We start from the raw sequence: 15,205 nt of genomic DNA, 5'->3' as shown, positions 1-15,205 counted from the left end.
TTCAAAAGAAGCCCTTATTTTATATTAATCTAGCGATGTATTTTACATTAAAAATCATGGTTAAGTAGCTGTATTGTTAAAATAATCTTAACATGATTTAATAAGCTGTCTAATCAAGATTTTTCTATTGCAGTATTGCTTTCACATTTGCTACTGAAATCTCAGTATAGTTTCTGACATAAGTATCGCTTACAGGAAGCTCTTGTTGTTTATGCGTTGATAATACAGCAACAACCTTCATTCCCGCATTCTTAGCAGCTGTAATACCCGAAAAGGAATCTTCAAATACAATACATTTTTCAATCGGCATACCAAGATTTTCAGCTGATTTCAAGTAAACTTCGGGATGTGGTTTATGAAGTTTCACATCTTCGCTGCTTAATGTGGACGAGAAAAGATCCCGGATCTTTAACTCATCCAAGATCAGATCCATATTTTCCTTGGGTGCAGATGTTGCTACTGCAAGTTTAAATCCATTGTCTTTTAACTCTTTTAAAAATTCTATTAAACCTTTAATAGGAGCTACATGTTCTTTGTAGATCACTCTAAAAAGCTGTTCTTTTTCAAATTCAAGCGTACGCAATTCTTCAGGAGATATTGGTCGTTTAAAAAAATGCTGCATGATATAGCTGTTGTGTTTGCCATACATATGCTGTTCAAATTCTTCTTCAGTAGCCTGCTGTACGTTATGGTTTTTAAAAAAAGCTCTGAAAGCTTCTGCGTGGAAGGGATTTGTGTGACTTATAACCCCGTCCATGTCAAAAATTGCCGCGTATTCTGTCATTTGGCTAATATACAATAATTGCTTTATTTGATTGTTTGTCGACTTTCATATTCCAGTAAATATTTTAGGATACTGTTACAATATGCCTAGATTATAACGACCTTTATCGGAACTGCTTACTTCTCTATGAAACTGGAAGAAATCTTCGTAGTTACTTGCTGGATAATTCCCTTCGAAGAGCTCCAATTTTCGATACGTTAATAATTTATTTCCTTTTATTTCTGATTTAAATTCATATTTACCAAATGGTTTTTCGATGATCTTCTGTTCAGGTGTTATATTTTTTACGATGTTGTCCGGGAGTGTGATGCTAATGCTGTCAATGTCAATAAACCCACGTTCTATAAAAATATCCTCTGTACGATTTTTATTCTCAGAAATGCTGGATTGTGTATTGAAGATATTGGGCTGGATCAGCATTTTATTACCATTTTTCACAGCATAATTTTTAATGAAAATCGTTAGGTTTTCTTCAATAAATGGTTTCTCCTGTTTGTGTTCGGCGTATTTTACCTGGTCGAAATTGATATTGTCGATGTTATAATACTCGGCCAATAATTTGGTTTTCTCATTGTTGTTCGCTAAAAGTATCTCCATATGGTTTTCATATTGCGTGCCATAAAACTTCGTGTTTAAAACACCTTTTATGCTGCCGTCATCAGCGAGTGTCAGGTCAGCATTGCGAAGCTGGAGATTGGTTGAGTTACTATATTTTGGCGTATGCATAATCACCCCGCCATTTTCGGTACAGGCAATGACGTCCCTGTCATCCGTAAAATTGCTGAGGAATCCAAAAGGAAGGTTCTGACTGGTACATTCCAGCCAAGTCGTGTCATTTTTGAAGGGGACGCATAGGATTGCATGATTGCCATCCTGTACGTTTGCAAATGTCTTGTGGAAATTCTCCTTGCGTTTTCCGGCTTCAACCATACAATAGTAAGAAGGTATATCAACTGCTGATAACATACTTCTCATATAGTTCACCAGGGCTTTGCAATCACCATATCCTAAACGGTCAACCTCAGATGCAGGAAAAGGTTCAAGTCCGCCTATTCCGATCTGAATGCTGATGTATCTCGTGTTTTTTTGCAGATAATCGTATAGAATTTTTGCTTTTTCCCGATCCGATGAAGCATTCTTTGTAAGTGATATGAATTTCTGTTTTGAGGCTTCGGTAAGATCTTCCTTTTTGCTCAATAATTTGGTTGTAAACCAGTCTCCGTATTCTTTCCAGTCGCTAAAGTTGCCTTCTTTTCCGTAGTAGACAAAGTTTTTAGGAACGATCAATACACTTGTTCTTTTTAGATTGGGATTGGGGCTATAAGACTCCTCTTTTTTAGCGGGAATTTGTTCTGTGCTCCAGATTTTGCTGACTGTTTTGTCGGTTTTCTCCTCTTTAATAGCACCTTTATAGTTTTTTGACTCGATGCGGAATTCAGTGCCAATCGGTGTTATAAATTGATAGCTGCTTTTTTCAATGGAAACATTGTTCGAAACTTCAGGAGTCCATGAAGGAATAATCAAGTTTTGTTTATGTTTTACTTCGTATTGATATTCAATTGTATAGGGGTAACTGTGGTAATCGGGAACATAGAGCTTCATCCTCGAATCCGCAAACATCGTACTGTTGTCGACAGCACTAAGATCTTTAAAATCCTTACTTGCTATTTTTTTCTGTAATATCCCCATCTCATTATAAATCGCTCCTTTGATGCTCTTGATCTCATTTGATTTGTTATAATGTATTGGAAGGGCAGCATAGTAATCCCCATTTTTATTATAAACGGTAATGGCGCGCGTGACGGTTTCAATAACTTGCTCCGGGGATTTTACGTCCACCACGGTTTTGTCATTTCTAACGGTGGCTACGGCCCGGCTCTTTAATGCACTCGGAATGTTGGCAATATCATAGTTATCTTGTCCAATAGCGGCAATTGGAAGGAGGAAATAGATTAAATTGGCAATTAACGTTTTCATTTTTTTGTGGTTAATCTAATATCTAATTTTTGCTGTTGTATAATACGTGAATAAAGCTCTTTTAAGGAGAAGTACTCATCTACCGTGAATATGGGCTTGTTAAAACTCAGGCTTCCCAGAACTTCCAGTTTATTGTCATTTAGTTGTGTCATATATTTATATCGCGCAGCGGATTCAGGAAGAGCCAAAGATACGTTTTGAGGTTTATCAGTTACGTCATATTGTTCCGGGATTTCCAATTGGATAGTATATTGAAGCTTAGACTTAAATCCCATATCTACCGGATAGGTACGGTCCTGAATTTTGAATGGATTATAGGATATACGGTCGATGACGTTAGGAGCAAACGATAATATAGTACTTCCTTGTTGCTTATTGACATCTAGTGTAATATCAAATGTCTCATTTAATACCTGATCAACCTCGTTGAGATGTTCAATTTTAGCATTTGTAAGGCTGACGTTGGGCATCTCTTCATCCAGTTTCTCCCAATATTCTTCGAGGGAGTTGAATTTGGCGATATGTTGTCTTTTCAAAAGCGCTTTATTGCCTTGACTGCTTATGGTGAGTGTTCCTTTAATCTGGCCTTGGTCGTTTAGTACGCCTATCAAGGTATAGTATTGTTCGGATATCTCTTCGGAAGCTAATGGAAACCAGTCTGAACTCTTTTTGGAGTATATGATTCTGCCGCGTTCATTGAGACATTGTAGTGGCAATGAGCCAAAGGGAAGATAGGTGTTCGATGCATCCAGTTTATATTTTGTTCCATCGATGTCAACGCAGGCGATAACATAGTCAAAATCTGATAATACAGGGAATAGTGAATTTGGGGTGCCATTTCGTCTAGTCGATAGAATAATTGGATAAGCGTCTAAATCCGCAGCCTGTAAAGCCGTGACCAGCGCTAAATTGATATCACCAATATTGCCGGTTCTTTTTTCCAAAGCTTTTTCGATTCCGCTTTCTGCATATTTCCCGAGATAGTTATTCCATTTTATCTGTTTCTTGATATAGTCATAGATTTTGTTGGCCTTTACCAATTTTGAATCATTTGGAGATAAAAGCGTTGACAAGGTAGTTTTGAAGAGATCTGTTTTCTTCAATTGTCCACCAAAGGTCTTCTCATTCATTAATTCTGTGTCAACATCTTTCCATGTCTTACTAAAGGTTTTTTTAACACCGGTACTTGGATAGAATATAGATTCGAGTTCATAATATATTGCGGATTTAAAATTTTTTGGAGAAGTCATAAAGTCTTCTTCAATAAAAGCTGGAATATTGGACATCGTATAGGTGAGCTTTGAACAATCCATTCTTATTCCATCCAAAAAGAGATATTCCTTCAAAACCTCTCCTTTTTTTTGGTCATCCAGTTTATATGGACCACGCAATACGACATTATAAGTAAAAGATGCAGGTATAATAGCGATATATTGGCTCTTTAATTTAGGAATATCATCCTGAAATACCCATGTCTTAAAATTAAATAGATCCTGTTCGAGTGTTCGATAAGAAACTTCTATGATGGATCCTTCTTTAATATTGGGAAGCGTAAATTTATTCAGATCAAGGTAAGCCGAGTAATTTTCTTTAAAAACCTTTTTATTCTCAAGTTCTGTTCGATTGATCTGCCCGTTTTCCAAATTGTAGGTAACAGCCTTTAACTCGTCCAGATGGTCACGGATATAACTCCCTCTTTTGTAGGATGGTATTTCGAAGTTAGCTTTTTTAAATCCTTCTTTGTTATTTATACGAATAAGCACATGGTACTCATGCATTAATTTTACCCGGTGGTCATAGTCATCGACGAAGACTGCGCTTTGCCCAAATTCTTTTAAGACAATAGCATCGGCATTACTGTCGAGTGGCGTAGGCGAAAAATCCGAAATAGAGATTCTACCAAAATCGAAATTTTGACCAAATATAGTTGGACAAAAATAAAATATTAAAAATAGCGTTAAAAAATGGCGCATAACTTAGGCGTAATTTGTTTACGAATATAAGTTTTTGTCCAAAATTAAACGATAGCTTTAAAAATATTATTTGTCTATTTGTAGTAGATTGTTAATGACTTCGGTGATATTATCGATATCTTCACCATCCTCCAGCATCGAAAACGCGAGATATGTTGCATAGATCTCAGGACTGAATTTAACATGTTTGTCTGAAATAAACTTGTCGATCTGCTGCTCATTGCATTCGAAATTTATACTTTGCAACTCGTTGAACAGGTTGGTTGAGATTGTTTGATGATTTTCCCCACAGGCAAATCCTGCAATAATATGGAATAGAAATTTATCGGTTATTTCGTCATCTTCCTTTTTGAACATAGCACGAATATGCTTATAATCGAATTTAGTTTTTGCACTATTGACTATAGTGTCCCAAATCTGATACTCCGCTTTTGTCTCCATAGCTCACTTTAAATTTATATTGGTATAAGCAATATACTAAAAATAATTTTATTTTGGGCAAGGGTGGAAGCAAGATTTCTTTGGAAGTGGCGTGTATGCTATTTTTTTTGTACGCCATCCAGACGCAAATTAAGACATTAAGAGGTTGAAAATCATTTCACCTAATAAACATCCCAATAAGATGCCGGAAATAACGGATAGACTTATTTTTAACCAGATAGGGCTTGTTGTTAACGCTAATTTCATGCTGTAAAAATGCATTAAAAAAATCCGTTAAGAAAGAATTTTGCTGGAGAAAAAGCCTATTGTAGTCATATCATGACATGAAACTATGGGCTTTGTGGTATGATAATTGAAAATTAATATTTGAATTCGATTTTTTTAGTAATTTAAGTCGGAAAATGATTGTTTGAAATAGCCTGATTTATAATTATGATGACACGAATAGTATTGACAGTATTTCTGTTTACAATGGCAAAGATGGGGCTGGGGCAGCAGTTGAATATTGATAAGATCCGGAAAGATTATGCTGAGGCCGTTAAGGATGAGGATTTATGTGAACGGAATTTTGAAATACTCGATGAAGGTGCTAAATCCACTACAGAAAAAGTTTACCGGGCGGCTTATGAGATATTAATGGCTAAACACATGGGTAACCCCTTTAAAAAAGTCGGTCAGTTTAAAGAAGGTAAGAAGCATTTGGAAGAATTGATTAAAGATAATCCCAATCATATAGAAGCCAGATTTATTCGATGGAGTGTGCAGGTCCACGCGCCTTCATTTTTGGGATATAAAGATAATATTATTGAAGATAAGAACTTCCTTATCAAAAATCTTCATAAGTTGCCAAATGAAGAAGCAAAATCAATCATTTACAATTACCTGAAAGGAGCCAATTCCTATCTGAAAGGGGGGCAGATATTTACTACGGTTGATTTAAAGGAACTTGGACAATAGACGTTAAAGGATGTTAATTCAATAGAATGCTATTTTTTTGGCTGCAATATTGCTTTATCTTAGTTCGACGAATTAATTCAACATCTACAAAATTAGAATGCTATGAAGAATATAGTTTTTCCGATGTCCATACTGACCGCAAGTTTACTTTTTACGGCATGTGGTGTCAGTAAAAAAACATATGTAGGTTTGCAGACAGAGTATAAAACCTTGCAGACAAAATATCAGGATAGCCAACTTCAATTGACTGAAAGTCGGTCACGGATTAAGAGTTTGGAAGATCAATTGGCTTCAGAACGGCAAAATAATGCTGATCTTAAGGCGGCTTATGCAGCGTTACAAAGTTCTTTGGATAAGAGTATCAATCAAAACTCACAGGGAAATGTCAATATTTCCAAACTTGTTGATGAAATCAATGCTTCAAATAAGTATATCAAACATCTTGTTGAAACAAAGAACAAGTCTGACTCGTTGAATTTGGTGTTGACAAATAACCTGACTCGATCACTGAGCCGTGAGGAGTTACAGGAGGTTGATGTTCAGGTTTTAAAAGGTGTAGTATATATATCGCTAGCAGATAATATGCTGTACAAGTCTGGTAGTTATGAAATCAGTGATCGTGCTGACATGACGCTGAGCAAAATAGCGAAGATTATTCAGGATTACAGAGATTACGAAGTATTGATTGAGGGTAATACAGATACTGACCCTATTTCAAAACCAAACATCCGGAACAACTGGGATTTAAGTACATTAAGAGCTTCTTCTGTTGTTCAGGCCTTACAGACTAAGTACGGAGTGGATCCCAAGCGATTGACAGCAGGGGGTAGAGGAGAGTATAATCCTGTTGCAGATAATTCAACCGCTCTTGGAAAGCAACGCAACCGTAGGACACAGATTATTATTACACCGAAGCTGGATCAATTTATGGAATTGATTGATAAAGCCCCGGAGCCAACTGAGGTAACACCGGAACAATAAGTTAATCCCAATATCGCTCCGTGGAGCGATAGGAGATACTTTTTAAATAAAAAATCCTTTCCGATCTCTGGAAAGGATTTTTTATTTACCCGAAAAATTTACTTGGATCAAAACCATGTTCCTTCAGTACATCGTCTGGAACACCGTTCCAAACCCCCGGTTTATTGCCGGCATATCCTATATCTTTGATGCCTATCTCACTGGTATAAAATCCGGAAGAAGTGAGGTTGCGCATCAATGAAAAGAACGCGGCGCCCTGTTGCATTTCTGGTTTTGCCAGCTCAGGATAAGCAATTTCATCTACGAGTGCAAGTTGATCTTTGCTGGCACACTTTATAAATACATTACCATACCGTCTTTTAGACTGAAGATCCAGCCAACGTAGACCGCCCCGCATCGGGATCTTATTGTCGGGTAAATCTTTGACAATAAACTCGATAAAATCGGGAACTCCTGCCTCTGAAGCACTTCCTGATGTGCTGTCCTTTGGAATAATGATATCGGCTAAAACAGTAATTGTTGCCATTTCATGTTCATCAAAAAACTTTTCTGCCTTTAACTGCGCTGTCCTTTCATATTCAAAATCCTGAACACCGGGCAATTTATCCGCATTATTTGCAGTTGTAGCGTTTTTAGCGTCTTTGGAATTACAAGCTGCGGTTAAAAGACCAGATCCAGCCGCAATAAAGCCTAATGCTTTTAGAGATTCTCTTCTATTCATGCTTTAACCATTTAATTTTTTCTTTTCCTGTAATATGTATTCTGCCGTGCGCATTGATAGAGCCAGAATTGTCCATGTGAGATTTTTATCACCTTGTTGTACAAATGGACCGGCGTCTACTACATAGAGATTTTTGCAGTCATGGGCTTGTCCCCATTTGTTTAATACTGAAGTTTTAGGATCATTGCCCATTCGGGTTGTGCCCCCTTCATGAATAATTTTTCCTGGGGCTTCCAAACCGTATAAGGTATCTGCACCCGGAATTTTAGACGTAATGACAGCACCCATTTCATGCATAATGGATTGAAATGTTTCTTGCATGTGTTTGGCTTGTGCTATTTCTTCATTTGCCCATTTGTAATTAAAGCGGAGTACCGGAATGCCAAATTTGTCAACTTGGTTAGGGTCAATTTCACAATAATTATCTTTTCTTGCCAATGCTGTACCGCGACCTGCCATACCAACATTTGCACCATAGTAGCTGCGGAAATCTTCTTTCAGCGCTGTGCCATATCCGCCTTTCGCTTTTGTTTGTCCATTGGCACCTTTTCCGGTATCATTTACGTTTGGTACCCAGTTTAAAAAGCCATAGGATGGCATATGCAAACCACCGCCGTATTCAATATGATAACCTCTTGGGAAATTCAGTTTTGCGTTGTCTTCCCACCATGGTGAATAGATATGGACGCTCCCCACCCCGTCTTCGTTATATCTCTTACGATCGAGAAGTTGGGGTAAATATCCAGAAAGGCTGGCTCCAGTCGAATCATGGAGATATCTTCCGACTAAGCCACTGCTATTTCCCACACCGCCGGGGTGCGATTTCGATTTTGAATTTAGCATGATCCGGGCGCTTTCGCAGGCACTCGCACCCAGAATAACCGTTTTTCCTTTTACGGTATATTCTTGTAAATCTTTTGTGTCAACATAGGAAACTCCAGTAGCGATGCCCTCATCGTTGGTCAATACTTCCCGAACCATTGCATTGTCGATCACTTTTAGATTCCCGGTTTTCATTGCTGGAATTACCAGGCAAGATGATGATGAGAAATCCCCATATACTTTACATGCACGGCCGCATTGTCCGCAATAGAAACAGGTACCTCTGTCTTTAATGTCTTTGGAAACCTCGGTCAGTACCGCACCACGCCCCGGAATGACAGGTACACCGGCTTTCTTGGCGCCTTTTGCAATATATAATTCGTTGAGTCGAGGTTTTGGAGGTTTCATAAAAATACCATCAGGTTCGTTATGTATGCCCTCCGCTGTTCCATAAATACCGATCATGCGGTCTACGCGATCATAAAATGGTTTCACTTCATCATAAGTGATCGGCCATTCATCCGTGACCCCATCTTTCGGTTTAAAATCATCAGGTCCCATCCGCAAAGATATACGTCCCCAGTGATTTGTTCGACCACCCAGCATTCTTGCTCTGAACCATTCGAATTCGGTTCCATTTACTTTACTGTAAGGCTCGCCCTCAAGTTGCCAACCGCCAAAGGCAGCGTCGAAATCGCCAAAAGGCCGTGTGGTACCGGCTCCTCTTCGTGGGGACTCCCATGGCCAACGTAACTGTAACGAATCTTTTGCCGGATCATAAAAGGGACCAGCCTCCAGCATCAATACTTTGAGACCCGCATGCGCCAGGATATATCCGGCCATACCCCCTCCGGCACCAGAGCCGACTACGATCGCGTCAAACAATTCGGGATTTTCTTTAATTTGATAATTTGACATAATTAAATTGAGTAATTAATTGAATACCCGATGAGATACATTTCTTGAGCGATTTAGCTATCTATGGGACGGTTCAATTAATTGATGGTTATTGTTTCATGTTTAAAATCATCGTGAATATATTGATAAAATTTTATTTTTTTTCAATTTAATTTATCGTTTTAGCAAGTTTCTAAATAAAGAATAGAAGATTGTTACAAATGTCGTGCTGATTATTTGAATGAAACGAGCATGATGTGGGTGCCCAGCGTAAAATGGTACCGATATTACTCGCACAAGAAATATCGGTTACCGCTTGATCTGACTTAATTTTTTAAGTTGATTGTGCTATCTATTCCAATCTCTTGCTGAAATATTTCATCATGTGAAATAACAAGCAGTGTACCCTTGTAACCTTGAATTGCATGGGTAAGTACACGAATATTTTGGATATCTAAATTATTGGTAGGTTCATCCAATACGATCAGATCCGGAGCCTGCTGTTTAATTGTTAGGCAGCACAGGATCAGACGCATTTTCTCGCCGCCACTTAGAAATTTACAAGATTTGTCCCAGTCATCTTTCCCGAATAGAAAACGGTTGAGTCTAATTTTGATTTCGTGTTCCGGTAAGGATTCTGTATTGTAATTTTGAGCCTGTTCATAAACGCTCAGCTGCGGATCGATAAGTGAATACTCTTGGTCGAGGTAGATAGCGCTGAAGTTATGTCGTTCAATTCGACCTTGCGTAGGAGTGAGTCGGCCTAAGAGCAATTTAACCAATGTCGTTTTGCCGGAACCATTGTTGCCCTTTATAATAACTCGGTCTCCACTGAATAGCTGTAAGTCAATATTTTCCTTCCATAGTGCAGTTGAATTGTATTGAAAATTGATGTCTGTGGCTTTGATGATGCTTTTTCCGAGGGGGAAAATACTGTTTCCCAAATCAATTTTGATTTCATCCAATGCAGCTTTTGTACTCCTAAGTCCTTGGAGATTGGATTGGATATCGCCAATTTTGTCTTGGTGAACACTTTTGATTTTGGCCGTGCTTTTTTCCGCATTGTTCCGTAATGTGTTCATCATAATACGGGCAACACCTGCTTTCTCCTGTTTTTTTTGACCGCGGTTGTTTAATCTATTTTGCCTTTCAATGGTTTCTCTTTCTTTTTCTTTTGCAATTTTGACTGCTTTTTCCTGATGTTGTATGTCCTGTTGTAAAGCATGATGCTCTATTTCTTTTTGCGACTCATAAAATGCATAGTTTCCACCGTACCGTTTGATGCCCTTTACTGTCATTTCTAAAGTATCTTCCAGAAGGTTGAGGAGCATTCGATCATGGCTGACGACAATAATGGTTTGCTTTGAAGATTCTATCCAGCGATAAAGCTGCTTTTTGCTTTCAAAGTCCAAATGATTGCTGGGTTCATCTAAAAGAATAAGTTCACAAGCGTGAATCTGGATACCGGCCAACAGTATTTTAGTTTTTTGTCCGCCGCTGAGGTCAGACATTTTCTTTTTCAAATGAATTTCTGGTAGATTCCAATACCTGAAAGCTTCCTGACAGCGTTCTTCCAGTGTCCAGTCCTCTTGAAGATCATTGAAATTTTGTTCGGAAGCATCGCCTTCTAGAATAGCATACAGTGCTTCCAGCTTTTTGTCAATGCCCAAAGCTTGGGCAACAGTAAACTCGTCATACTGTCCGGTAACTTGCGGGACGTACAAGGGGCGGGTATCGCAGTGTATGCTGCCTGCACTGGGAGATAGATCTCCGGCCATCATACGCAGTAATGTGGATTTGCCGACACCGTTGTTGCCTATTAATGCTATTTTCTCTTGCGAGTTGATTGATAGACTTATGTTTTCAAACAATAAATCTTTATTTGGATGTATATAGGATACCTGTTGTAATGAAATCATGCTAAAATTCTTTAAATGTTAAAACAGACCATTTCGATAAGCCATTTATCGCTGGTATTGATGACGTTCTAAAGAATTTTAATCTTACATACAGTTTTATTTAGTTGTGATACTGCAAATATACAGCTTTATTTTTGATCTCAAAAGTTTGTTTTTGATCTATAGTCAAATTCCTTAATACTTGGCTACAAAAATATAGGGTAATAGGTTGAATTTTGAGTGTATATTATTGCTGTTTGCGTGGAACAAATCGTAATTTTGAAAAAAAACATGGTAAATAAAATACTTCTTATAGATGACGAGGAGAAACTTCGTAAACTGCTCGCTAAGATTATCACTTTGGAGGGGTTCGAGGTAATCGAGGCCGCTGATATTAAATCTGGCTTGAAAAAGCTTGATGTTTTCGATATCGATGTTGTATTGTGTGATGTTAAGTTGCCTGATGGCAATGGCGTGGAAACCGCAAAACTGATCAAGGAACGTTATCCTATTGTTGAAATTATACTATTGACTGCCTATGGTAATATTCCAGATGGAGTTAAGGCAATAAAAAATGGTGCATTTGAATATATAACCAAAGGTGATGACAACAACAGGATTATTCCTTTGCTCTATAAGGCCTGTGAGAAGGTTGCGCTCGCCCGAAGGGTAAGACAATTGGAAAAGCAGTTGGGTGCTAGACTCTCATTTGATAAAATTATAGGAAGCTCTGCTGCCATAAAGTCTGCAATCGCTTTGGCTCAAAAAGTTTCTGTTACGAATACGACTGTGCTTTTAACCGGGGAAACGGGGACAGGTAAAGAGGTGTTCGCACAAGCGATTCATCAAGCTAGTCCGCGAAAGGAACGTAGTTTTGTCGCAATAAATTGTGCGGCTTTCACGAAGGATCTGTTGGAAAATGAATTGTTCGGACATAAATCAGGTGCATTTACGGGCGCAACAAAAGACCAGCGAGGTCTCTTTGAAGAAGCGCATTTGGGGACCATTTTTTTGGATGAGATCGGGGAGATGGCGATCGAACTTCAGGCCAAAATCCTCCGTGTACTAGAGACAGGGGAATTTTTAAAAGTAGGTGATTCCAGGCCAACAAAAGTGGATGTCCGTATTATTGCCGCAACCAATAGGGATCTTGAAGCTGAAATTGATGCCGAGCATTTTAGAAGCGATTTATTTTATAGACTATCGGTCTTTACGATACAGTTACCGCCTTTGCGCCAACGTGTCCAGGATATTCGGTTATTGGCCCAATATTATGCCGATATTTTCGCCCTAAAATCGAATATCAAACCTTTACAAATGACAGCCGAATTTGTCGCTGCTCTCGAACGAAATGTGTGGCGGGGAAATATCCGTGAACTAAAAAATGTAATTGAACGCAGTGTCATATTAAGCGAAGATGGACGGCTCGATGTCAGCAGTCTTCCTTTTGGAGTGAATAGTTTGAAAGCCAACGATGTGTTATCCTCCAGTTTTTCCATGACAACTGTAGAACGCCAGCACATTCAGCGCGTATTGCAGCACACAAATGGAAATAAAGCAGAAGCAGCGCGCTTGTTGGAGATCGGTGTAGCCACCTTGTATCGAAAAATTGAGGAATATAAAATACAATGAAACTTAAGGCAAAGCTGACTTTCGGTGTAGGTTTTTTATTTTCCATGATCCTGTTTTTGGCCGTTTTAAGTGGCTGGAAAATCAGTCGTTTAAAACAGGATACCAATAATATTTTAGTTGCAAACTACAATACACTACAGTATTCAAGGAATATGCTGCTTGCCTTGGAGCAACTTCATGCCGACTTGAGCGGGCTGGAGCTTTTTGCACAGAACTTAAAATTGCAACAGCAAAATATGACCGAAAATGGAGAAAAGGAAGCTACCGCACGTGTGAGTTTACATTTTTCAGCACTCCAACGGCAGCCATCAAATCTTGTTTTAATCGCTGATCTCAGGAAAGATATATCTCAATTGATGTATCTGAATATGGAAGCGATTGAGCACAAAAGTAAAATAGCAGATGACACGGCAGAAAAAGCAATTCTAGCCATATCGGTAGCAGGAGCGATTTGTTTTATGATTGCTTTTGTGCTGCTTATTAATCTTCCTGCGACAATCGCAAACCCAATTGCCCAATTGACGGAGAGCATACAGCAGATCGCCAATGGAAATTATCGACGACGCTTGCGTTTTGAGCGAAATGATGAATTTGGTCTCGTCGCCCAGTCCTTTAACACCATGGCTCAAAAGCTTGAAGAATATTCCGAAAGTAAGCTGGGGAAAATATTGGCTCACAAAAAGCGGATTGAAGCATTAATAGCGAATATGCATGATGCGGTTATCGGCGTTGACGAAGAGGGGAAAGTACTTTTTGCGAATGAACAAGCCTGTCTGATAACTGGGGTAAAACTGAATGATTTTGAGGGAAGAAAATTGCAGGACATTGCTCTGTCTAACGATTTGGTAGATTGTTTAACAGGTAAGCTGTCGCATGAGCACCGAGAGAAAACGAATGCAGACCCGATTAAGGTGTTTGTCAATGGCAGGGAGAGTTATTTTGAGGAAGAGATTATCCCTATTAACATTATTCCAACAGGAGAAAGTGATTTTCAATATATAGGACAGTTTATCTTATTAAAGAATATAACCACATTTAAGGAGCTTGATGTCGCCAAAACAAATTTTATCGGAACAGTTTCTCATGAGTTGAAAACACCGATTGCTTCCATACGAATGGGAGTCCAGTTGTTAGAAAATAAGCAGATCGGTGCGTTGAATGACGAACAGAAAGAATTGCTTGTTAGCATTGCCGACGATACAGATCGTTTGTTACGTATCACTGGTGAGCTGTTGAATACGGCTCAGGTCGAAAGTGGTGCAATTCAGATGAAACTGATTCCAGTTGATGTAGCACCAATAGTAGAATATGCTGTATTGGCCAATAAGTCGATGGCTGAGCAGCGAGGAATTCATGTTGATGTTCATGTAGCGGAAGATTTGCCGTTAGTCATGGCAGATAGTGAAAAAGCGGCCTGGGTATTGACGAATTTGCTGTCTAATGCAATCCGGTATTCCAATGAACGGACTTCAGTTTCTATTCTAGTCAGCAAGCACGAGTCAGGAGTGTTTATAAGTGTACAGGATGCAGGGCAGGGAATCGCGCCACAATACCTTGCCAAAATTTTTGAACGATATTTTCGTGTTCCAGGGACAAACAAAGAAGGTACAGGCTTAGGGTTGAGTATTAGCAAAGAATTTATTGAAAGTATGGGCGGGAATATTAGCGTGGAAAGCGAGTATGGTGCTGGAAGCACATTTTCATTTTTTCTCCCTGTAGCCTAAATAGTGCAACCCTATCAATCTTTAAATCTATTTTCAAAATAGAGCGGTTTTTCCAATCAGAGGCCTTTTGGTTGGTCTTTTTTACGACCAAGCTTGGGGTAACATAGCACATTTATTGCCGTTTACTTACTCTTTCATTACTTTTTCATGGTTCATACAGCAACGAAAAGGCAACGAAACAACAACCAAATACCAGAGAAATAGCAAAGAAATAGCGAAGCAGAAGTAAAGCAGAAGCGAGTCAGGTCCCTAGAAAGTACGAAGAAACGGCCTATAATAACCAAAGAATCACCAAAGGATCACCAAAGAATAAGCGAAAAATAAGCAGAGAAATAGTAATAAATAAGCAAAGAATAAGCAAAGAATAACCAAAGAAAAAGGCCATATCTCATTGCTTC

Annotated in this window: 11 protein-coding genes; 4 read left to right on the top strand and 7 right to left on the bottom strand. The window is 38.7% G+C overall.

What is annotated here, in order from left to right; genetic code table 11:
• Positions 1-124: 124 nt before the first annotated feature.
• The 4 genes from G6053_RS20825 to G6053_RS20810 all read right to left on the bottom strand — a co-directional run bounded on the left by G6053_RS20825 (position 125) and on the right by G6053_RS20810 (position 5,175).
• The gene (locus G6053_RS20825) at positions 125-784 is read right to left on the bottom strand and encodes an HAD family phosphatase (RefSeq protein WP_108633027.1); all 660 of its coding nucleotides are present in this window, start codon (positions 782-784) and stop codon (positions 125-127) included.
• 75 nt (positions 785-859) lie between these two features.
• Positions 860-2,761, bottom strand: coding sequence for a DUF3857 domain-containing transglutaminase family protein (locus tag G6053_RS20820; RefSeq protein WP_108633028.1), 1,902 nt, complete (start codon positions 2,759-2,761; stop codon positions 860-862).
• The gene (locus G6053_RS20815; RefSeq protein WP_165308284.1) at positions 2,758-4,734 is read right to left on the bottom strand and encodes a DUF3857 domain-containing protein; all 1,977 of its coding nucleotides are present in this window, start codon (positions 4,732-4,734) and stop codon (positions 2,758-2,760) included. Before G6053_RS20815 ends, G6053_RS20820 begins: the two co-directional genes overlap by 4 nt.
• 66 nt (positions 4,735-4,800) lie before the next feature.
• Positions 4,801-5,175: a hypothetical protein gene (locus G6053_RS20810; protein WP_108633030.1), complete on the bottom strand. Its 375-nt coding sequence runs from the start codon at positions 5,173-5,175 to the stop codon at positions 4,801-4,803.
• A gap of 432 nt (positions 5,176-5,607) precedes the next feature.
• On the opposite strand from G6053_RS20810, the gene G6053_RS20805 reads away from it, so the two are divergent.
• On the top strand, positions 5,608-6,132 hold the full coding sequence (locus G6053_RS20805) for a hypothetical protein (protein WP_108633031.1): 525 nt from the start codon (positions 5,608-5,610) through the stop codon (positions 6,130-6,132).
• A gap of 102 nt (positions 6,133-6,234) precedes the next feature.
• Positions 6,235-7,113, top strand: a complete 879-nt coding sequence (locus tag G6053_RS20800; RefSeq protein ID WP_165308283.1) for an OmpA family protein — start codon at positions 6,235-6,237, stop codon at positions 7,111-7,113.
• 85 nt (positions 7,114-7,198) lie between these two features.
• Here G6053_RS20800 and G6053_RS20795 read toward each other — a convergent pair whose 3' ends face one another.
• The 3 genes from G6053_RS20795 to G6053_RS20785 all read right to left on the bottom strand — a co-directional run bounded on the left by G6053_RS20795 (position 7,199) and on the right by G6053_RS20785 (position 11,472).
• Positions 7,199-7,834 carry a gluconate 2-dehydrogenase subunit 3 family protein gene (locus G6053_RS20795; RefSeq protein WP_108633033.1) on the bottom strand — a complete coding sequence of 212 codons (636 nt, stop codon included), beginning with the start codon at positions 7,832-7,834 and terminating at the stop codon, positions 7,199-7,201.
• 3 nt (positions 7,835-7,837) lie between these two features.
• Complete coding sequence (locus G6053_RS20790) at positions 7,838-9,574, bottom strand: GMC family oxidoreductase (protein ID WP_165308281.1); 1,737 nt, start codon at positions 9,572-9,574, stop codon at positions 7,838-7,840.
• A gap of 305 nt (positions 9,575-9,879) precedes the next feature.
• On the bottom strand, positions 9,880-11,472 hold the full coding sequence (locus G6053_RS20785; RefSeq protein ID WP_165308279.1) for an ABC-F family ATP-binding cassette domain-containing protein: 1,593 nt from the start codon (positions 11,470-11,472) through the stop codon (positions 9,880-9,882).
• A gap of 270 nt (positions 11,473-11,742) precedes the next feature.
• On the opposite strand from G6053_RS20785, the gene G6053_RS20780 reads away from it, so the two are divergent.
• Positions 11,743-13,083: a sigma-54 dependent transcriptional regulator gene (locus tag G6053_RS20780; RefSeq protein WP_165308277.1), complete on the top strand. Its 1,341-nt coding sequence runs from the start codon at positions 11,743-11,745 to the stop codon at positions 13,081-13,083.
• Positions 13,080-14,807: an ATP-binding protein gene (locus tag G6053_RS20775; RefSeq protein ID WP_165308276.1), complete on the top strand. Its 1,728-nt coding sequence runs from the start codon at positions 13,080-13,082 to the stop codon at positions 14,805-14,807. Before G6053_RS20780 ends, G6053_RS20775 begins: the two co-directional genes overlap by 4 nt.
• Positions 14,808-15,205 lie beyond the last annotated feature (398 nt).

Origin of the sequence: Sphingobacterium sp. DR205 (assembly GCF_011064245.1) — a bacterium.
GTDB lineage: Bacteria > Bacteroidota > Bacteroidia > Sphingobacteriales > Sphingobacteriaceae > Sphingobacterium > Sphingobacterium athyrii.
Note: the sequence above shows the minus strand (reverse complement) of the source record. Positions and strands in the feature narration are given on the sequence as shown.